The 19,328-nt window shown below is 60.3% G+C and carries 20 protein-coding genes; 13 read left to right on the top strand and 7 right to left on the bottom strand.

What is annotated here, in order from left to right:
* Window positions 1-2: 2 nt before the first annotated feature.
* The 3 genes from MHM85_RS04250 (at window position 3) to MHM85_RS04240 (ending at window position 3,101) form a co-directional block, all read left to right on the top strand.
* Window positions 3-428, top strand: a complete 426-nt coding sequence (locus MHM85_RS04250; RefSeq protein WP_153842324.1) for a GNAT family N-acetyltransferase — start codon at window positions 3-5, stop codon at window positions 426-428.
* A gap of 381 nt (window positions 429-809) precedes the next feature.
* Window positions 810-2,408: an isocitrate lyase gene (locus MHM85_RS04245; protein WP_239285124.1), complete on the top strand. Its 1,599-nt coding sequence runs from the start codon at window positions 810-812 to the stop codon at window positions 2,406-2,408.
* A gap of 225 nt (window positions 2,409-2,633) precedes the next feature.
* Window positions 2,634-3,101: a glycine zipper 2TM domain-containing protein gene (locus MHM85_RS04240; protein ID WP_054641192.1), complete on the top strand. Its 468-nt coding sequence runs from the start codon at window positions 2,634-2,636 to the stop codon at window positions 3,099-3,101.
* Window positions 3,102-3,238: 137 nt separating this feature from the next.
* Here the strand turns inward: MHM85_RS04240 and MHM85_RS04235 are convergent, their stop codons facing one another.
* Window positions 3,239-3,517: a hypothetical protein gene (locus tag MHM85_RS04235; protein ID WP_139525463.1), complete on the bottom strand. Its 279-nt coding sequence runs from the start codon at window positions 3,515-3,517 to the stop codon at window positions 3,239-3,241.
* Between the two features lie 176 nt (window positions 3,518-3,693).
* Here MHM85_RS04235 and MHM85_RS04230 point away from each other — a divergent pair, with 176 nt between their 5' ends.
* Entirely contained in the window at window positions 3,694-4,176 is a 483-nt protein-coding gene (locus MHM85_RS04230) for a peptidylprolyl isomerase (protein ID WP_139525462.1), read from the top strand.
* Window positions 4,177-4,255: 79 nt separating this feature from the next.
* Here the strand turns inward: MHM85_RS04230 and nikR are convergent, their stop codons facing one another.
* Window positions 4,256-4,657 (bottom strand): nickel-responsive transcriptional regulator NikR, encoded by a 402-nt coding sequence (gene nikR, locus MHM85_RS04225; protein WP_139525461.1) that lies wholly within the window; start codon window positions 4,655-4,657, stop codon window positions 4,256-4,258.
* 105 nt (window positions 4,658-4,762) lie between these two features.
* Here nikR and MHM85_RS04220 point away from each other — a divergent pair, with 105 nt between their 5' ends.
* The 5 genes from MHM85_RS04220 to MHM85_RS04200 are packed head-to-tail and all read left to right on the top strand — an operon-like array spanning window position 4,763 to window position 9,587.
* Window positions 4,763-6,346: an ABC transporter substrate-binding protein gene (locus tag MHM85_RS04220; RefSeq protein ID WP_239285122.1), complete on the top strand. Its 1,584-nt coding sequence runs from the start codon at window positions 4,763-4,765 to the stop codon at window positions 6,344-6,346.
* On the top strand, window positions 6,337-7,317 hold the full coding sequence (locus MHM85_RS04215) for an ABC transporter permease (protein WP_239285120.1): 981 nt from the start codon (window positions 6,337-6,339) through the stop codon (window positions 7,315-7,317). The genes MHM85_RS04220 and MHM85_RS04215 overlap by 10 nt, the downstream gene beginning before the upstream one ends.
* Window positions 7,314-8,111, top strand: coding sequence for an ABC transporter permease (locus tag MHM85_RS04210; RefSeq protein WP_239285118.1), 798 nt, complete (start codon window positions 7,314-7,316; stop codon window positions 8,109-8,111). Before MHM85_RS04215 ends, MHM85_RS04210 begins: the two co-directional genes overlap by 4 nt.
* 29 nt (window positions 8,112-8,140) lie before the next feature.
* Window positions 8,141-8,962: an ATP-binding cassette domain-containing protein gene (locus MHM85_RS04205; protein WP_239285115.1), complete on the top strand. Its 822-nt coding sequence runs from the start codon at window positions 8,141-8,143 to the stop codon at window positions 8,960-8,962.
* Entirely contained in the window at window positions 8,955-9,587 is a 633-nt protein-coding gene (locus MHM85_RS04200; RefSeq protein ID WP_239285113.1) for an ATP-binding cassette domain-containing protein, read from the top strand. Before MHM85_RS04205 ends, MHM85_RS04200 begins: the two co-directional genes overlap by 8 nt.
* Here MHM85_RS04200 and MHM85_RS04195 read toward each other — a convergent pair.
* The 4 genes from MHM85_RS04195 to MHM85_RS04180 all read right to left on the bottom strand — a co-directional run bounded on the left by MHM85_RS04195 (window position 9,555) and on the right by MHM85_RS04180 (window position 14,411).
* A complete protein-coding gene (locus tag MHM85_RS04195) occupies window positions 9,555-10,742 on the bottom strand; it encodes an MFS transporter (protein ID WP_239285111.1) in 1,188 nt (395 codons plus the stop codon). The genes MHM85_RS04200 and MHM85_RS04195 overlap by 33 nt on opposite strands.
* Window positions 10,743-10,779: 37 nt before the next feature.
* Window positions 10,780-11,310, bottom strand: a complete 531-nt coding sequence (locus MHM85_RS04190; protein ID WP_239285109.1) for an NlpC/P60 family protein — start codon at window positions 11,308-11,310, stop codon at window positions 10,780-10,782.
* A gap of 211 nt (window positions 11,311-11,521) precedes the next feature.
* On the bottom strand, window positions 11,522-13,987 hold the full coding sequence (locus tag MHM85_RS04185; RefSeq protein ID WP_239285107.1) for a YbeU/YbeR family protein: 2,466 nt from the start codon (window positions 13,985-13,987) through the stop codon (window positions 11,522-11,524).
* A 181-nt stretch (window positions 13,988-14,168) separates the two neighbouring features.
* Window positions 14,169-14,411 (bottom strand): GlsB/YeaQ/YmgE family stress response membrane protein, encoded by a 243-nt coding sequence (locus MHM85_RS04180; protein WP_139525453.1) that lies wholly within the window; start codon window positions 14,409-14,411, stop codon window positions 14,169-14,171.
* A gap of 117 nt (window positions 14,412-14,528) precedes the next feature.
* Between MHM85_RS04180 and MHM85_RS04175 the strand changes: the two genes are divergently transcribed.
* From MHM85_RS04175 to MHM85_RS04160, 4 genes are read left to right on the top strand one after another with little or no spacing between them, the layout of a single operon-like run.
* Window positions 14,529-15,398 carry a D-hexose-6-phosphate mutarotase gene (locus MHM85_RS04175; RefSeq protein WP_239285105.1) on the top strand — a complete coding sequence of 290 codons (870 nt, stop codon included), beginning with the start codon at window positions 14,529-14,531 and terminating at the stop codon, window positions 15,396-15,398.
* Between the two features lie 58 nt (window positions 15,399-15,456).
* Window positions 15,457-15,648: a hypothetical protein gene (locus MHM85_RS04170; protein WP_239285103.1), complete on the top strand. Its 192-nt coding sequence runs from the start codon at window positions 15,457-15,459 to the stop codon at window positions 15,646-15,648.
* A gap of 47 nt (window positions 15,649-15,695) precedes the next feature.
* Complete coding sequence (locus MHM85_RS04165) at window positions 15,696-17,084, top strand: YcjX family protein (RefSeq protein WP_239285101.1); 1,389 nt, start codon at window positions 15,696-15,698, stop codon at window positions 17,082-17,084.
* Window positions 17,081-18,118 carry a TIGR01620 family protein gene (locus tag MHM85_RS04160; protein ID WP_239285099.1) on the top strand — a complete coding sequence of 346 codons (1,038 nt, stop codon included), beginning with the start codon at window positions 17,081-17,083 and terminating at the stop codon, window positions 18,116-18,118. The genes MHM85_RS04165 and MHM85_RS04160 overlap by 4 nt, the downstream gene beginning before the upstream one ends.
* A gap of 18 nt (window positions 18,119-18,136) precedes the next feature.
* On the opposite strand, the gene MHM85_RS04155 is transcribed toward MHM85_RS04160, so the two are convergent.
* Complete coding sequence (locus MHM85_RS04155) at window positions 18,137-19,258, bottom strand: ABC transporter ATP-binding protein (RefSeq protein ID WP_239285097.1); 1,122 nt, start codon at window positions 19,256-19,258, stop codon at window positions 18,137-18,139.
* Window positions 19,259-19,328 lie beyond the last annotated feature (70 nt).

The following is a 19,328-nucleotide window of genomic DNA, read 5'->3' as shown; positions in this document are numbered from 1 at the left end:
GCTTGGAACAAAACGCCACCGTGACAAGCGGCCACTGGGAAATACTGGAAGAGCACGCTTCGCGGATCCGCCGAGTCGTCTTCATCGATGAACAGCAGGTAGCTCAAGAGGAAGAGTGGGATGGCCTCGATTCGCAGTGCCTGCATTTTCTGGCCATGCTCAAAGGCGAGCCGGTCGGCACGGCCCGCCTTCTTCCCGATGGCCACATTGGCCGAGTGGCAGTGCTCGAACATGCCCGGGGGCTGGGCATTGGCTATCAACTCATGGAGGCCGCCATCCAAGCGGCACGCGATGCCGGGCACGCCCGGGCGGTGCTCAGCGCCCAGCTACATGCTCTCGCTTTTTACGAGCAGCTAGGGTTCGTTGCCCACGGCGACGTGTTTATGGATGCAGGCATTCCCCATCGTGAGATGACGCTGTTTTTGTAGTGATTCAGCGCCAATGTCGCCAAGCGCCACCCCGTGTGGCGCTTTTTTTGTGTTCCTAGTCAAAGCCATGACGAAAAACGACTACACAAACAGGGCGTTTGGCGTAGTCGCTGTCGTCGGACTACAACGCCGCGTGCCCCCAAGTGACAATTGTTGGATCTCCTTGCCTAGTCGATAGTTATTGCACTGCAGCGTTAAGGACTCTCCTCTTCGGAGACACCGACGCTGTGAAACGCAAAGCGCCACACCGCGACGTTTTATTAAGAGACGATGGGTGTAGAGACAGCGCCGCGAATTTGAATAATGCTGGAATCTATCTCGCAGGTGCAGCATAAGAACAAGCTAACGTGCGAACGACGATAACTCTGGAGGAAACAGCTCATGACAGGACTGCTCGACGATATCAAAGCCATGGCCCACCTTCGCGAAGCCCAAGGCGGCAAGTGGTCAGCCATCAAACCTGAATATGCTGCCCGTATGCGCGCTCAAAACCGTTTCCATACCGGTTTGGACATCGCTCGCTACACGGCCAAGATCATGCGCGACGACATGGCCGCCTACGATGCCGACACCTCCCAGTACACTCAGTCGTTGGGCTGCTGGCACGGTTTCATCGGTCAGCAAAAGCTCATCTCGATCAAGAAACACTTCGGCACCACCAAACGCCGCTACCTCTACCTCTCTGGATGGATGGTGGCCGCGCTGCGCTCCGAGTTCGGCCCGCTACCCGACCAATCCATGCACGAGAAAACCTCGGTCGCCAACCTGATCGAGGAACTCTACACCTTCCTCAAGCAAGCGGATGCCTGGGAACTCAACCACCTGTTCCGCGCCCTGGACGACGCCAAGGCGGCAGGCGATAGCGCTAAAGAGAAAGAGCTGATCAGCAAGATCGACAACTACGAAACGCATATCGTGCCGATCATTGCCGATATCGACGCCGGTTTCGGTAACGCCGAAGCCACCTACCTACTGGCCAAAAAATTCATTCAAGCGGGCGCTTGCTGTATCCAGCTCGAAAACCAGGTCTCCGACGAGAAGCAGTGCGGCCACCAGGATGGCAAGGTCACCGTTCCCCACGAAGACTTCCTAGCGAAGATCAACGCCGTGCGCTACGCCTTCTTGGAGCTGGGCGTCGAAGATGGCGTCATCGTGGCGCGCACCGACTCCCTTGGCGCGGGGCTCACCCAAAAGATTGCCGTCACCCATGAGCCGGGCGACCTGGGCGACCAGTACAACAGCTTCTTGGACGGAGACGTCATCGAGAACGCGGCAGACATCAACAACGGTGACGTCGTCATCAAGCAAAACGGCAAGCTGGTCAAGCCCAAGCGTTTAGCCTCGGGTCTCTACCAGTTCAAGCCGGGCACGGGGGAAGATCGCGTGGTGCTGGACTGCATCACCAGCCTGCAAAACGGTGCCGACCTGTTGTGGATCGAGACCGAAAAGCCCCACGTTGGCCAAATTGCCAGCATGGTGAACCGTATCCGCGAGGTGGTGCCGGATGCGAAGCTAGTCTACAACAACTCGCCCTCCTTCAACTGGACGCTCAACTTCCGTCAGCAGGTCTTCGATGCCTGGGAGAAAGAGGGCAAGGACGTGTCGGCTTACCAGCGCGACAAGCTGATGAGCGTCGAGTACGACGACACCGAACTGGGTCAACTCGCCGACGAGTGGACGCGCAACTTCCAGCGCGACGGTGCTCGCGAAGCCGGTATCTTCCACCACCTGATCACGCTACCCACCTACCATACGGCAGCGCTGTCTACCGACAACCTCGCCAAGGGTTACTTCGGTGACGAAGGCATGCTGGCCTACGTCGCAGGCGTTCAACGCCAGGAGATTCGCCAAGGTATCGCCACGGTCAAACACCAGGACATGGCAGGCTCCAATATCGGCGACGACCACAAAGAGTTCTTTCATGGCGACGCCGCGCTCAAGGCGGGCGGTAAAGACAACACCATGAACCAGTTTGGTTAATCCGCTCTTCGCATGACCCACAGGAGGCGCCGGCCTCCTGTTTTTTTGCACACTGCTTTCTTAATGCCTGTCTACACTATCATTGTGACCTTTTTTTGGGATGGCTGGTCAAAGCGCCACACTTCCGTTATCTTTTAACGAACGCTGTTCTAAAACGAAATAGACGCGATGTTTGGCAATTGATGAAACGCCATTGACGCGGATAGATACCCACTGGAGGTTTTAATGAAACGTTTATTACCCGTTGCCGCATTGAGCATTTTGACACTGGCTGGCTGCGCCAATACCGCGCCCTACTCCGGCGATGTTTACCGTGGTAACCAAGCGCAAACGGGGCAGAGCGTTAGCTATGGCACCATCGTGGCCGTTCGCCCCGTGCAAATTCAGGCCGATAGCCGCACCGGCAATTTGCTGGGTGGTGGCGGCGGCGCCGTGATTGGTGGCCTGCTGGGTAGCCAAATTGGCGGCGGTTCTGGCCGTCAGCTTGCCACCGTTGCCGGTGCCTTGGGCGGTGCCGTTGCCGGTACGGCCGCAGAAGATCGCGCCAACCGGATCAACGCACTGGAAATGGAAATTCGTCGTGATGATGGGACGGATGTGGTCGTCGTGCAAAGCGCCGATCGTCAGTACCAAGCAGGCCAACGGGTTCGTTTGATTGGCAGCGGTGCCAACCTGAGCGTTGCGCCTTACTAGCACCAGAGGTGCCCACTATTCGCCCGACGCTATACGCGTCGCGGCTCGTCAAAACAACAGCCCGGCCGACTTGGCCGGGCTGTTGTTTATTCAGCTATTTGACGATTCGAACCCAGGAGTGGACTCGATGGCTCGACTTAGTGGGCCATGCTGCTTGCCCAATTGGCGAGCTTCACGATGATCAAGCCAATCACGGCTAGCAAGATCGCCACCAGCAGCACGTCTACCGGGCGAATCAGTGTCGTTGCGCCCAGTACGGCCAACGCCGCTACCCACAGGTAGCGGTTGTCACCATGGCTTTTCAGCACCTCGGGCAGCACTTTGTCCAACCCTTGGCTAACGCCGCTTTCCCAACGTTTATTAGCAAAATATGCAATCAGCGCGAAGGCGACAACCCAAATAAAGAAGATGGTCATAACGGACTCCAGCGAGTGTATGGCAGGTTAAAAATGGGTGGATGTAGGGTATCCCTGCACACCCCTAGGCGCAATAGCGCTAAAGGCGTGTGGGTGGAAAAACCCCGCCGCCCCCCTGACAAGCCGCTCCACACGCGTTACCATGTTGGGACATGCACTCACCGAAAGGTTATTCAATGCAAATTGCGCAAAACTCGGTTGTCGCGTTCCACTATACCCTGACCAACGATGCAGGTGAGGTGCTAGACAGTTCCGAAGGCCGCGAGCCGCTCACCTATCTCCACGGCGCTGGCAACATCATCCCAGGCCTGGAAAAAGAGCTCGAAGGCCGCGCTGCTGGCGACAAACTGAACGTCCAAGTCGCTCCGGAAGAGGGCTACGGTGAAGTTCAAGAACAGCTGATGCAAGAAGTGCCGCGCGATGCATTCCAAGGCGTCGAGAGCGTCGAGCCCGGCATGCAGTTCCAAGCCCAGACCCAGGGTGGCCCGCTGATGGTGACCGTCAAGAAAGTCGAAGGCGATACCGTCGTCGTCGATGGCAACCATCCGCTAGCAGGCCAGCACCTCAACTTCGACGTTGAGATTGCGACCGTTCGCGAAGCTAGCCAGGAAGAAGTCGAGCACGGCCACGTGCACGGCGAAGGTGGTGTCGAGCACTGAGCGACTCGACGCGATCAAGGGGCGGCCACTGGGCCGCCCTTTTTTATGGATATCAGGTTTTCAAGTGGGCATTAGCGCCCTATTCGTCAGGAATCAGTACGAGCTGGCCGTAGCGCACGCTGCGCGATGACGTCACCTCATCGGAGAACTGCTTCAGTGCGCTCCCCTGCCCCTTCAATAGCGCCACCTCCAGACAACTATCGTGATTGATGTGCACGTGCAGCGTCGAGAGCGTCAAGTCGTGATGATCATGGGAGTGGCGAGTCAGCCGCTTGGAAAGATCTCGCGCCGCGTGATCATACACGTACACCAGCGCTCCCATGCACGGCGCATCCGGTGCAACCTGCTCTTTAGCCTGCGTCAGCCCGCTGCGGGTGAGATCACGAATCGCCTCCGAGCGATTTTGATAGCCGCGCAGCGCCATCAGCGCGTCGACGTCGCTTAACAGCTCTTCATCCAGCGTTACCGTTACCCGCTGCATACCCTCTCCTTCGCCGATCTCTCATTGTGCATCGCCGCAACTTCCAGCGTTGATAGTATGATGTTATTGTAAAAACATCATATCAGCAGCCTTAAAAGGTGTCTTATGCGTCGCTCTATCATACTGGCTCTAGCAGCCACATGCGTAGCGCTAAGCGCGCCTGCGTTGGCCAAAGAGCAGCTAGTGCTAGCCATTGGCGGCGAGCCGGAACAAGGCTTTAACCCACTGCTGGGCTGGGGGCAGTACGGCAACCCGTTGTTTCAATCCACGCTACTCACCCGTGGCCAAGATTTGACGCCGCAACCGGGGCTGGCGACCGAGTGGTCGCTGTCTGACGATCGCCTCACCTGGACGCTCACTTTACGTACGGATGTGCGTTTTTCCGATAACACCCCGCTCACCGCTGACGATGTGGCCTTCACCTTCAATGCCGCCGCAGAGGCGGGTGGCCGTGCCGATCTCAGTGCACTGGAGAGCGCCCGAGCCATCGACGGCAACACGGTTGAACTGACGCTAAAGGCACCGCGCATTACCTTTATCGATCAACTCATGACGCTGGGCATCGTGCCTGATGCTGACCGGGACAATGGCTATCGCGAGGGTTACGGCAGACAGCCGTTAGGATCCGGGCCTTACCAGTTGGTTGAATGGCAAGAGGGCGAGCAGCTGATTGTTGAGCGCAACCCCTACTTCTATGGCCCCACGCCCATCTTTGAGCGCCTGGTGTTTTTATTTACCGATGAGGCCGCCACGCTCAGTGCCGCCCACGCCGGTGAGGTGGATCTCGCCGCGGTGCCACAAGCACTGGCGAACAACCTCCCCAGCCAAATGCAGCGGGTCATCATGAAGAGTGTGGACAACCGCGGCATTCTGTTTCCTATGCAGCCCGATGAAGGCGAACAGGCTGCCAACGGCGCTCCGATCGGCAATGACGTCACGTCTGATCTCGCCATCCGTCAGGCGGTGAATCTTGCCCTCGACCGCGAAACACTGGTGGACGTAGCGCTCAACGGTTTTGGACGTCCGGCCTTTGGCCCGGCGGACGGCCTGCCCTGGAGCCAAGAAGGCGAGAAAGTGGCGGCGCCCAATTTAGCACGCGCTAATGCCCTACTCGATGAAGCAGGCTGGGTTCGCCAGGACGAAGACGGGCTGCGTTTTAAAGATGGCCAGCCAGCACGTTTTCGACTGACGTACCCATCGAGCGACACCACGCGTCAACAGCTCGCCCAAGTGAGCGCTGAGATGGTGCGACCGCTTGGCATCGAGATGCAGCCCACCGGCCGCCACTGGGACGAGATTCAACAGGAAGCCCTCCATCAAGATGCCATTGTGTTTGGTTTTGGCAGCCATAGTCCGCAGGAGGTGTACTACCTGTTTCATAGCGAGCATGCCGGATTTGGTTTCTACAACAGCGGCTATTACGCCAACGAGACCGTGGATAAACACTTCGAGGCCGCCCAGGCCGCAGCAACGCCGGAAGCGGCCAACTCACACTGGCAAGCGGCGCAGTGGGATGGCGACACCGGCTATGGGTTGCAGGGTGATACCAGTTGGGCCTGGATGGTCAACCTTGCCCATGTGTATGCCACCCACCGCTGCCTCGATCTGGGTGAGCTGGGCGTGGCCCCCCACGGCCACGGCTGGCCGATAACAGCTAACCTGCTGGAGTGGCGCTGGTCGTGCGACTAGCCGCCTGGTTCACGGCACGCCTACTGCGGTTGGTGCTGGTACTACTATGTGTCGCGGCCGTCTCGTTTGGGCTGATGATGCTCTCGCCCATCGACCCTGTCGATGCCTATCTTGGCCCGCAGATGGCCCAGGTAAGCCCGGAACAGCGGGCCTTGATCGCAGAGCAGTGGGGGTTTGATGCGCCTGCTATGGTCCAATTTAGCCACTGGCTGCGCCAGCTGCTCAGCGGAGAGCTGGGCTGGAGCCATATCTACAACCAGCCGGTCAGCGAGGTCATTGGCCAGCGCTTCCAGCGCTCGTTCTTCCTGCTGTTTGGCGCCTGGCTACTCTCACTCGCCCTGGGGATGCTCCTGGGCATCGCGGCAGGCAGCAAAGAGGGCGCTTGGCTTGACCGTCTGATTAGCGGCTATGCCTATATCACCGCCTCGACGCCCACCTTTTGGCTGGCCATGCTGGCGCTGCTGCTCTTTTCGGTCACCCTCGGCTGGACACCCACCTGCTGCGCCGGCCCCATGGGCGTTCTCAGGCAAGAGGTGGGCCCACTGACGCGTCTACATCACTTGATCTTGCCGATGGCGACACTGGCGCTGCTGGGTATGGCGACGATCACACTGCACACGCGTGCCAAGATGGTGGCGTTTATGCGCTCGGAGACGGCGCTGCACGCCTTTGCACAAGGCGCAAGCCGCTTCGATATCGCTTGGCGTCATGGCCTTCGCCATGCCAGCCTGCCCGCCATCACCCTGGCGTTTGCCTCTCTCGGCGAGCTGTTTGGCGGTTCCCTACTAATTGAGCAAGTCTTTGCTTATCCCGGGCTTGGTCAGGCCACTGTAGCGGCGGGTTTAAGAAGCGATGTGCCGCTGCTGCTCGCGATTGCGCTGTTCACCGCGCTGTTTGTCAGCATGGGCAATCTTATCGCCGATGGCCTTTACCAGTTAGCCGACCCGCGCATAGCGCAGGGGCAGCGATGAACCGCCAACCGCGCCTACTGGCAGCAGGCTACGCAGCAATGCTCTGCCTACTGGTGGCACTGCTGCTCAGCCACCATGTCTGGCTAGGTGATACGCCTTTTCACATGCAATTTGAGGCGCGCTTGATGCCTCCTAGCGCCACCCACTGGCTGGGAACGGATGCGCTGGGCCGGGAGCTATGGGCACGCACGCTGGCCGGTCTTGCTCTGAGTTTTTGGGTAGGTCTTAGCGCCGCACTACTAGGCACGCTGATTGCCGTAAGCCTGGCGAGCCTAGCGATGCTGTCATCAACGCTAGATGCCCTGGTCAGCCTGCTGATTGATACGCTGCTAAGCGTACCGCACCTGATTTTACTGCTGCTAATTGCCTTTGCCCTCGGCGGCGGAACCCAGGCAGTGATTATAGCGGTCGCACTGACCCACTGGCCCAGTCTTGCCAGGGTGCTGCGCGCAGAGCTATTGAGTGTACGCCATGCCCCGTACGTAGCCATGTCGAAAGCATTCGGCAAACCCCACGGGTTTATTGTGTGGCACCACCTGCTGCCCCATTTACTGCCTCACTGCTTGGTCGGCGCACTGCTGCTGTTCCCCCATGCCATTTTGCATGAAGCCGCTCTGACCTTTTTGGGCGTTGGCCTGGACCCAACCCAGCCCGCCATTGGCGTACTACTGGCCGACGCCATGCGCTATCTCACTGGTGGCTACTGGTGGCTTGGCGTGTTTCCGGGGCTGGGCTTACTGCTCATGGTGCTGGCCATTGGGCGTTTTGCGGCCCTGCTGCGCCAAGCGCTGTAAGGCGATACGGTCTACCTGAGGAGTTTGCCATGCTGCATATCGAACGGCTGACCCTAGAACTGCCCCATTACCCCCGCTGGTGGCAAAGAGAGTGGGCCACCTGTATCGACGCGCTGTCGCTGCACATAGCAGCGGGCGAAATACACGCGGTGGTGGGGGCATCAGGCGCAGGGAAAAGCCTGCTCGCCTACGCCATTATGGGACTGCTGCCGTCGGCGGCTAATATGAAGGGAACGCTGCATTTTCACTCAGCGCCTTTAACCCCTGCGCGCCAGTGCCAGCTACGCGGCCGTCAGCTAGCGCTGATTCCCCAATCACTAAGCGCCCTTGACCCTCTCGCTCGTAGCCAGCAACAGGTACGCTGGGCTGCCCAGCGCGTGGGGTTTGAACGCCCCGCCGCCGATCAGCGTGCCGAGGCGCTGCTCGGCCACTACCAGCTTAGCCACGCCGCCGCCCTCTACCCCCATGAGCTCTCGGGTGGCATGGCCCGTCGCGTACTCATCGCCATGGCCCAAGTGGGCAACGCGCACCTAGTGATTGCCGATGAGCCCAGCGTGGGTCTAGACCCCACACAGCGCGACCGCGTACTGGCAACGCTAAAGGCCATGGCACTCGAGGGCAAAGCAGTATTGCTGATTACCCACGACCTTCGCCATGCCCTGCCCATTGCCGACCGCGTCACCGTGATGCGACACGGTAAAGGCCTAGAGACCGCCCCCGCCAAAGCGTTTCAGGGCCAAGGGGAACGGTTAACCACCGCTTATGCACGCGCCCTCTGGCACGCGCTGCCGGATAACGCCTTCAGCACGCTGCCAGTCACCGCCTTGCGACAGGAGCCAACGCTTGCTTGAAGCCCATGGTGTCTCGTTTCACTTTCCTTCCGGCTTGCCACTCCTGAAAGGAGTTACCCTTCGGCTTGCACCTGGCGAATGGATCGGGCTCAGCGGCGACTCTGGGGCAGGAAAAACCACCCTGGGTAAACTGCTGGCAGGTCAGCTAGCCCCCCACGAGGGCCAAGTGACCATTGACGGCGCGCCGCTACCTAAGCAAGGCTTAAGCCCTGTACAGTGGCTTCCGCAGTCACCTGAGCTGGCGGTCAACCCGCGCTGGCGGGTAGGCAAGATAGTGAGAGAGGCATGGACACCCCCCGATGCGCTGATGAAAGCGTTTGGTATTGAGCCGCACTGGCTCAAGCGTTTTCCCAGCGCCCTCTCTGGCGGAGAGCTACAGCGTGTATGCGTACTTCGCGCACTCGCCCCCGGCGTGCGCTACGTGGTGGCCGATGAAATCTCAACCATGCTGGATCCCGTCACCCAATTGACCCTTTGGCAGGCGCTGCGCGCCCACGCGGAACGCCACAACCTGGGCGTGCTGGTAATCAGCCACGATACGGCGCTGCTAAAGCGCCTGTGCCATCAACGGTGGCATTTGGCGGGTGGGCAATTAACGGCTGGTACGGCGCTCGAAGCGCCATAGGCCCACGCTAATGAACAGCGTCACGCAAAGCAGCAGCCACGAACCGATCGCCACGCCCTGCCACTGCGACCAGCGCCAAAAGGGCTCCAACCAAAAACCGCCAATGCTGGCACCTAGATAGTAAAACACGAGATAGAGCGCTGATGCGCTACCCCGCGCTCCTTGGGCATAGCGCCCCACCCAGCTAGACGCCAGCGAATGCGCCATAAAAAAGCCAAAAGCGTTAATGGTCAAACCCAATATGATCAGTGCCAGCGAGTCCGCCAAGGTCACAGCCGTCCCCAGCATCAGAATCACGATGCCTGCGCTAATACAGATGGCAGGTGAAAAACGCCCCGCCAACTTGCCGGACACCGTCGAACCAAAGGTACCGCCCAGATAGGTGAGAAAAATCAGCCCTAGACCGCTGGCCGCCAACTGATAAGGCGCATCCGCTAGACGAAAAGTGATATAGCTGTATTGGTTGATAAAAATCAGAAAGTTAATGCCGCCTAGACAGTAGGCGGCGAGCAGCACCGGTGAGCGCAGATGTCCCAGCAGGTCTGTCACTGCATCACGCAAATGAAAACGTTTGGGCACGAAGGCTTGGCTGTTGGGCAGTAGCCGCCAGAAAAGCACACAGCCAACCAGGGTCATGGCTCCCACTGCAATAAACGCTGCCGTTGGCCCGCCGATGGCGGCGGCACCACCGCCAACGATACGTCCGCTGATACCGCCCAACGAATTGGCGCCGATATAGAGCCCGACGGCGCTCAGCAGAGCCGTCTTGTCGAACTCATCGCCCATCCAGGCAATGGCCACCGCAGGCAAACCTCCGAGCACGAAGCCTTGCAGCAAGCGCAGCAACAGCAAACTTTCGAAGGACGGCGCAAAGGCCAAGGCAAGCGACAGGCCACCGGCCAGAAGCAGCGTAAACCGCATGATGGCTTCCCGACCAATCGCGTCGGAGAGCGGCCCAAACACCAGCAGCGCCAAGGCCAGCGAGAGTGTCGACACCGACATCAGCAGGCTGACACCTAGCGTCGACACGCCATAGGTCTCTTTGAGTCCAGGCAGCAGCGGCTGCGGTACGTACAGGTTGATGAACACCAAAAACGACCCTAAACAGAGGGCCGCCGTCGCGCGCCACCAGGCGCGCGTCTTTGCTTCAATCATGGCCTTTCCAACGTGAACGGACGCTCACGGCGAACACTTACGGCATCGAGCGACTGCTGAGCTGAGCCAGATTGGTCGGCTCTAGCGCCCGACGCGACTGCCAGTAATAGCGCTGCCAATAGCTGTTGTCCAAGCTTGAGATGATCACCCCTTTGGAGGTGGACGCATGGAGAAAGTAGCCATTGCCGACGTAAATCCCCACATGGTTGTAGCGTCCCGGTGGGCGGAAGAAGACCAGATCGCCCGCCTGCAGCTCTTGGCGGTCGATCGGGCGTCCCTCATGCACTTGATCTTGGGTGGAACGGGGTAACTCGACGTCAAAGGTATCGCGGAATACGTTTCTCACCAGGGCAGAGCAATCGATCCCTCGATCCGTCGTTCCTCCAATCCGATAAGGCGTTCCGGCCCACCGCTGATGCTGCTCTAGAAGCGCTTGGCGCACGACTGTTGGCGGGGGTGTCTGCAGACTGCGAAGATGCGCATCGATGGGATCAACGGGCGACATTTGAGGATTGGCACCCTGCATGCCGGGAAGCGACATCGAGAAGTAATCCTCGGGGGGTTCCATACCCTGGCGTGAGGTGGAGCCCGCACAACCAGCTAACAAAGCAACGACGACACAAACACTTACAACACGGACAGCGGTCACAGCGGGGTGTGGCGACGCAACCATGCGATTAACCTCGTGACTGAAGAAAAAGTGGAAAAGACCCAAGCATGAGAAAACTCATTTTTTACAAACCCTGGACTATAAGCTAGTTATCCTATGCTTGGCGAGCCTAATGTAAGATTCGTTGATCACCCGGCAGCGTATCGATATGCAGCGGCGCGAAATGGCGCGGCTTGTTGCCTGGAAAATCCAGGCTCGCCCAGGGGCCGGCCAGCACTGGCGCGCCGCATAACCAAGCCACCAGCGCTTGACGAAAACCGGCCAAGAAGCTCTCTCGTTCCGGGGTGTCGCCCATGAAAAACGAAAACCCTGCGTACATGCCCGCCGCATACTCCTGCCAACCCGAGTAATGATCCGCCGCCAACTGATAGGCGCGGTCGAGCACGTTCGCGAACGCTGACTTGTCGAGCCAACCTAGCTGACGTGCCGCAATGGCGAGATCGACGAGCTGGGCAATGTCCCAGGCGGCCATATCCACGTCATTACAACCATCTTCGTTGGTACTCACACGGCGCAGGCGCAACAAGTGGTGACGCTCTTCTTCGCCGCAGTCGCCGGACTCCAATATGGCGATCTCAGCCGCCAACCGCTCCGGGTTAAGCGTGTAGGGCGCGTAGTTGATCTGGTACTCCTGGCGATCTCCCGCCTCCAACATGAAGGTCAAAAACTCCTGCATGTCGTCGGCGCTAGAGAGGTGATAGTGGCTCTCTACCCATTCGCGAATGTCGGCGCACTCACGAGGACTTTCCAACTGTGGCTCGCTCCAGACCGCGCTGTTCAGCGGCCCCACCAGCGACATCGCCGTGAAGTGGGTCAATGTAGGTCTCTCACCCGGTTCGCACCAAGCATCGGGGCGCCAATCTAGCCAATGGAACAGGCTGCCAGGATCTTCCAGATGCCATGCGATTTCATTGATCAGCGAATCATGCTCGGGCTCTGGCAGGCAACTCTCCCAGGCAAACCACGCCTCTAGCAGACGCTTGGGCGACGCATAAAAGCGACACAAGCAGCTACGTAAGGCGCTAGCGTGCTGCATGAGCGGTTCGCGCTCGAACAGACCACTGTCGAAAGCCATATGCAGATAGAAGGCAAATTTCTCCGCCATGTGAATCGTCGCGGCGTGGCGGCTCACGCCTTTTACCGCGTTGCGCTGTTTGAGCTCATCGGGGGTCGGCTGACCAAAGCGCGTCTGCGACGGTGGCAATACGCCATGGGCGGCATCCGCAGCCAGCTGGTTAAGATGGTGCGCCTGGGCAGGTAGCCAGTAGCGCGCCAGCACTTGGTGGCCCTCATCGGCATGCAGCCCCAGAGAGTCTTGAAGGTAAACGGCGGCATCTGCCCTGCGCTGTTCGGCGATCGGCGCTGACGGATCGAGTTGCCGCAACATGACGTCCGGCTCGCGGACGCCCGCCAACGCGAGCAGCCAATGGTGCGGCGTATGACGCCATGCTTTGATGCGCGCCCGCGAGGCATCACGGGTCGGCTCGTCCAGTAACGCCCCCAGCGAGTGTTTCCAAGGGCTGTGGGGCGCGTGCATGAGCAGCTTATGACGCGCGCTAGGCGTCATCCCCCGGCGATCGACGCCCTCGAAGAGGCTTTGTCCGCGCAGGTAGGCTTTCAGTACGGCATGCCAGTCGTGGTAACGGCGCCCGACGAGATCAGCCGCGTGGGCCGCCAGGTCGTCCGCTTCCGCCTGGCTTAGCCAGCCGCAGCAGGCACCGGCCCAGGCAAGCTCCACCAATCGCAGCCAATCCCAGGCGGCCCATTCCAGCGGCTCGCCCTGATTGACGAACGTGGTGAGCACTGGCGCGTAAGGCGCATCGTTCACCGCGCCCCGTTGCCACTCTTGGCGCTGAGCATGATCCATGGTTAGCAGTTCGCGGGCTTCGATATCCCAGCGCTGGCGCTCGCCCTGGGCACTGAGCCAAAGCATCACTTCCAGTAACTGCTCACGGTCTTGAATCTGCCAAACACGCGCCAACCACTGCGTGGCGTCGGGCCAATCGGCGGTGCTGGCTGGATAGCACACCAGCGGGCGGAACAGTGCGCCCAACCGCCAGGGCTGGGCTGCAGCAGACTGAGGCCACAGCGATGCTGGGGCGCCACGCTCGGCGAGCGCTGCATCCAGCGCCTGCCAGGTAACACCTTCACCTTCACTCTCTAGATCCGACAACGCTTGGCAGGCATCGATAAAACGGTCATCGGCACCGGTTTCCCAGCCTTTAGCACCTAAGGCGCGGCGCAGGTCGGCCAGCCACGCTCGCTGATCGCCGTAGTCGGCGGTGATGCGTCGTATTAGGTGGTGCGCCCAGTTCGTCGCCTGCGCCTGACTCAACCAGCCTGCTGCGCCCGCCAGGGCTGACCACTCCAGCGCGCCCAGCAGTTGGTCGGCACCCCCCGATGGCGCACCAAGGGCAAAAAACAGCTGGTCTGCCAACGCGCCACGATCTGTCATACCCAGTTCCAGCAGGCGCTGCTCCGCTGCAACCGCATCCACCGCCAGTGGATGCGGCGTAAAAGCCCAGTCACACAGCACCAGCTGTTGAGCCCACCAGGTAGTTAGTGCGTCGACCAAAAGACACCTCGAAGAAACAGAAAGCGATCCATGAAAGCCATCACCCATCGGAGCAGCCAGTCGCGGCTGCTAAAAGCCGAATAGTGTAACGGAATCTGCTGCCAAGACCGATAGCCGCCGCACAAAACAGCGCTGCCCGGCGCAAAGGCCGGGCAGCAGATACCACTTAGCGTGAGAAACGCTAGGCGCTTTTAACTTTACTAATGACCCATAACAAGACCACGGCCCCCACGGTCGCCGTGACTAGCGAGCCGATGAAGCCGCCCGCCTGCAGCCCCAGCAGGCTGAAGAGGAAACCACCGACGAGCGCACCGACCACGCCGACGCCAATGTTACCGAGCACGCCAAAACCGCCGCCACGCATGATGTTGCCGGCGATCCAGCCAGCTAAACCACCAATGATTAACCACGCAATAAAGCCCATACTACCTCCTTGGTTTCACTCAGCTTGGGGTTTTACCTTCCATCTATGCTTGTCCTACCATAGCACACGGCGCTACTGTTCTGCCTATTTGTTGCCTTTGCCCACAAGGATTCCCCTATGATTCCCGACTCCCTTAAACAGCTACTTAGCCATGTTGATGGTCATCAACGCGCCACCTGGGAAGGCCGTGACGTTACGCTCTTCAACATGGCCTGGGGGGAAATGGTCATTAGCCTGCAAGGCGCACAGGTGCTGCACTTTCAGCCGACAGGCGACACTGGCTGGCTATGGGTAACGCCAACGCCCCAAGCGCTGCCCGGCGCGATTCGTGGCGGCATTCCGCTTTGCTGGCCCTGGTTTGCCGACGAGCGCTACGCTGACGAAAGCCCCGAGCGTAACGGCCCCTTCCATGGGCTTGCCCGTCACGCCATGTGGCGCCTGGACGCCGTTGACGACCACGCCGAAGGCATCGAGGTCCATCTCTCGCCGGAAGAGCGTCTGCATAGCCAGCTCACCGCGCGCGTGGTGATTCAAGCCAACGCCCAGCGGTTGAACGTCGAGATCATCAGCGAAAACATCGGCGATGCCCCGATCAAGACCAGCGGTGCGCTGCACAGCTACTTGGCTGTCCATGACGCCCATCAGTGCCGTTTAGAGGGCCTGGCGGGGGCGCGCTACCTGGACAAGCTGCGCGACTTTGCCGAGTCTGAGCAGCAGGGCACGCTGGCGATTCGTGGACCGGTCGACCGTATTTATCACACCAACGAAGCCGTGCTGCTCGACGACGGTCAGCGCACGCTGCGCATCGGCAAACAGTCCAGCGACTCTACGGTGATCTGGCACCCGGATAGCGAACTGCCCAACGATACCCCCGCTGACGCCGCCAAGCACTTTGTATGCGTCGAAGCCGCCAATACGCGCCTTGATCCCGTTTGGCTGGTTCCCAGAGCACAGCACTTGCTAGGGACGACAATAAGCCGCGGTTAATGATCGGTTCATCGAGGCTTTGCTATGATCAGGCCACCAATATCCCCAAGGAGAGACGATGGATCCGCAGCAATGGCTGGAGGCCGCCACGCTGGCCTTTAACCTAATCGGCATGGTGGTGTGCTTGGTGGGTTTGACCCTTGCGCAAAAAATGCAGCGCCACTGGCCCGGCTATAGCCTTGCGGTCGTTGGCTTCATCATTGCGACCCTGCCCATGCTCTCTCAGCTGGTCTTGATGTGGCAGCGCTAGCGCGCTTATCTCATTCGAACGCCCTACCCAACCAAGGAAGCGACAGGATGCGCCAGCCGCTGAGCCGCGAATTGAGCAACCTATTGGAGCGAGGCCGAGACCGGCAGCTGCGGCTGGCGGTCACGGGGCTGTCGCAAGCAGGAAAAACGGCCTTTTTGACCTCGCTAGTAAACCAACTGCGCCATGCAGGCGTAGAAGCACGATTAGACCTGTTATCGGTTGCCCGCGAAGGGCGATTGCTAGGCGCGCAGCGTTTGAATCAGCCTGACCTAGGGGTGCCGCGTTTCCCTTACGACCCCGGCATGGCCTCGCTGAGAGACACACCGCCGCGCTGGCCAGAGCCTACTCGGGGTATCAGCGAGCTTCGCTTGCAGCTGCGCTACCGCCCTGCCCAACAGGGCTGGTTCACGCCGGATATCGCTCACCTGACACTGGACCTGTTCGACTACCCTGGCGAATGGCTGCTGGATTTACCGCTGCTGCAGCACGACTTCTATAGTTGGAGCCAGAGCCAAGCCCAGCACGAAGGCCCCCATCGCCGAGCGCTGTTTAGCGAATGGTTGGCCGAAGCAGAGCAGCTAGACCCCACGGCGGAAGCCGATGAAGCGCAGCTCGCCACGCTGGCCGAGGCCTACGCATTGGGCCTACGGCGTGCCAAGCAGGCGGGCTTTTCTGACCTGCAGCCGGGGCGTTTTTTGCTGCCCGGCGAGCTGGATGGCGCACCGGTACTGCAGTTCTTCCCGCTGCCCGGATTAGATACTCCCAAAGAAACCCTCGACGCGCTGCCCGAGTCGAGCCTCTACGCCACCCTGGCGGCGCGTTTTCGCTACTATCAGCAGCAGGTGGTGCGCCCCTTCTACCGCGACCACTTCCGCCGCTTTGACCGCCAGATCGTGCTGGTGGACGTGCTGGGCGCGCTCAACGCCGGGCCGGAGCGTTTCGAGGATCTTTCCCGCGCGCTGCAACAGCTGATGAAGAGCTTTGATTACGGCAAGCGCAGCTTGCTGACCCGCCTGTTCGCTCCCAAAATCGATCGCCTCGCCATTGCCGCGACCAAAGCGGACCACGTAACGCCCGATCAGCACCCCCATGTCGTGCAGCTGTTGGAAGCGCTGCTGGCGGAGCCATTGAAAGACTTACGCTTTGCCGATATCCCGGTGAAAGCGCTGTCGCTGGCGGCCATTCGCACCACCGAGGCCCGCGAAGTGCTGCATGATGGCAAGCGAACGCCAGCGCTGAAAGGCACCACGTTAGAAGGCGAAGACGTGTTGGTGTACCCCGGCGATGTGCCCAGCCGCCTGCCCAAAGCCGATTTTTGGCAGCAGCAAGGGTTTGATTTCCCCAGCTTCCGCCCGATGCCCGCCGATAGCGAGGCACTGCCCCACATCCGTATGGACGCCGCGATTGACTGGCTGATTGGAGACAAACTGACATGAGCAACCCTCAGCCCCGCCGCGACTTCCACACCGAAGCGCCGCCCGAACCTACCCCGGAAACCCTGCGCCAGCACGAACGCTTTTCGGCGACTGAATCGCACCAGCCGCTGGCGACCCAAGCCGAACTCAAAGCACTGCCGGAAGAGACCCTAGGCGCGCCCCGCAAGCGCCGCTGGGGGCTGATGTTCGCCTTGGCAGGCGGAGCCACACTCGGCACGGTAGAGCTGGCAACCGGCATTCCTGACGCGCTGTCCCAGTCCCAGTGGATGACGATGGCGTGGCAGCTGTTTGGGATTAGCCTGATTGGCTTGGGCGGCGTATCGCTTCTCAAGGAGCTGGGCCGTTTGCGGCGCTTAAAGCGGCACGATCAGCTACGGGCCAACCTAGCCGAGCTTCCCCAGCGTTCCAGCCAGCAGGCCCAGGCGATGGCCGTTCAATTGAAACAGCAGCTCGCGCTGAGCAACGATGATCCTCACTGGCTGGCCTTCCAGCGGGCGTGCCAGCCGCACCATAGCGGGGAAGAGATTCAAACCCTGCTGCGCTACCACCTGCTGGCCCCCCGTGACCGGGAAGCTCAGCGGTTGATTACCCGGATGTCGGGGGAAACCGCCATCATGGTGGCGGTTTCCCCGCTGACCCTGGTGGACATGGCGCTGGTAGCGTGGCGCAGCCTGGCCATGGTGGATCGGCTGAGCCGTCTGTACGGGCTGGAGCTTGGCTACGCCAGCCGCCTGCGGCTATTTCGCCACGTGCTGCACAACATGGCCTTTGCAGGCGCCAGCGAACTGGCCACCGATGCCAGCATGGACATGCTCTCGCTGGACTTGGCAGGCCGCCTTTCGGCGCGAGCAGGCCAGGGCTTGGCGACCGGGTTGCTGAGCGCCCGCCTGGGGCTGCGTGCCCAGCGGCTGTGCCGCCCGGTGGCCTTTACGCCAGAGGAGCAGCCCAAATTAGCCGACCTTCGCCAAGACCTCTGGCGGCAGATCAAGCGGCTCGACAAAGAGCCCGCCCCCGCCGCGCGTCACCGCGATTAATACCGCTCACCCAGCGGCTCACGCCAGCCGCTGCTCGGTTTCGGCATCGAACAGCACCGCTCGGGACATATCGACCCTCAGCGCCAAGCGCTCCCCGGGTGATACCTCACATTTGGGCCCGACCCGCGCGGTAATCTCCTGCTCACCCAGCGGCAGGCGCAGCAGAATATCGGCACCGGTCGGTTCCACCACGCTCACCTTGGCGTCCAACAGCGTACCTTCGGCTTGCTCGCTGAGGCGCAGGTCCTCTTCGCTAAAGTGCTCGGGCCGTAGACCCAGAATCACCGGCTTGTCGAGCTGCTCCACCAGCTCTGCGGTATGGCGGGCCGTTGGCCAGGGCAGCAGCAGGTCGGCTTCGTCGGGGGTGGCAATGCGCAGTGCATAGCCATCGCCGTCGGCTTCCAGCGTGGCGCGGATGAAGTTCATCGACGGCGAGCCCATAAAGCCCGCCACGAACATATCCACCGGATTGTTGTAGACCTCATCGGGGCTGCCCAACTGCAGAATATGCCCGTCACGCATCACCGCGATACAGTCTGCCAGGGTCATGGCTTCTACCTGATCGTGGGTAACGTAAACGATAGTGGTGCCCAGGCGCTGGTGAAGCTTTTTGATCTCGGTGCGCATATCCACGCGCAGCTTGGCGTCCAGGTTCGAGAGCGGCTCGTCAAAAAGATAGACTTTGGGCTCCCGCGCCAGGGCACGCCCCATGGCCACCCGCTGGCGCTGGCCGCCGGAGAGCTGGGCGGGCTTGCGCTCTAGCAGGTGGGAGATTTGCAGCAGATCGGCCACCCGCTCCACGGCGGCTTCCCGCTCGGCCTTGGGCACTTTGCGCATCTCTAAACCAAAGCTGATGTTTTGGCGCACGGTCATGCTGGGGTACAGGGCGTAGGATTGGAACACCATGGCAATATCGCGCTCGGCGGGGGTGCGCCAAGTGACGTCCTCACCGTCGATATAGATATTGCCGCTGGTGACCGGCTCAAGCCCGGCGATGGCATTCATCAGCGTGGATTTCCCACAGCCGGATGGCCCCACCAGAATCAAAAACTCGCCGGAATCGATGGAGATGCTGACATCTTTCAGCACCCGCTCGCTGCCAAACTCTTTGCGTACGTTGTGAATCTCTAACGCTGCCATGATCAAAATCCTGTTCTAAGGGGGCTGGCAAGAAGCGCATTGGCACCGGTCAGATCACCCCTTGGCGGGG

The organism is Halomonas sp. McD50-4, assembly GCF_022348135.1.
GTDB lineage: Bacteria > Pseudomonadota > Gammaproteobacteria > Pseudomonadales > Halomonadaceae > Vreelandella > Vreelandella piezotolerans.
This window is presented reverse-complemented; position numbering and strand designations above follow the sequence as displayed.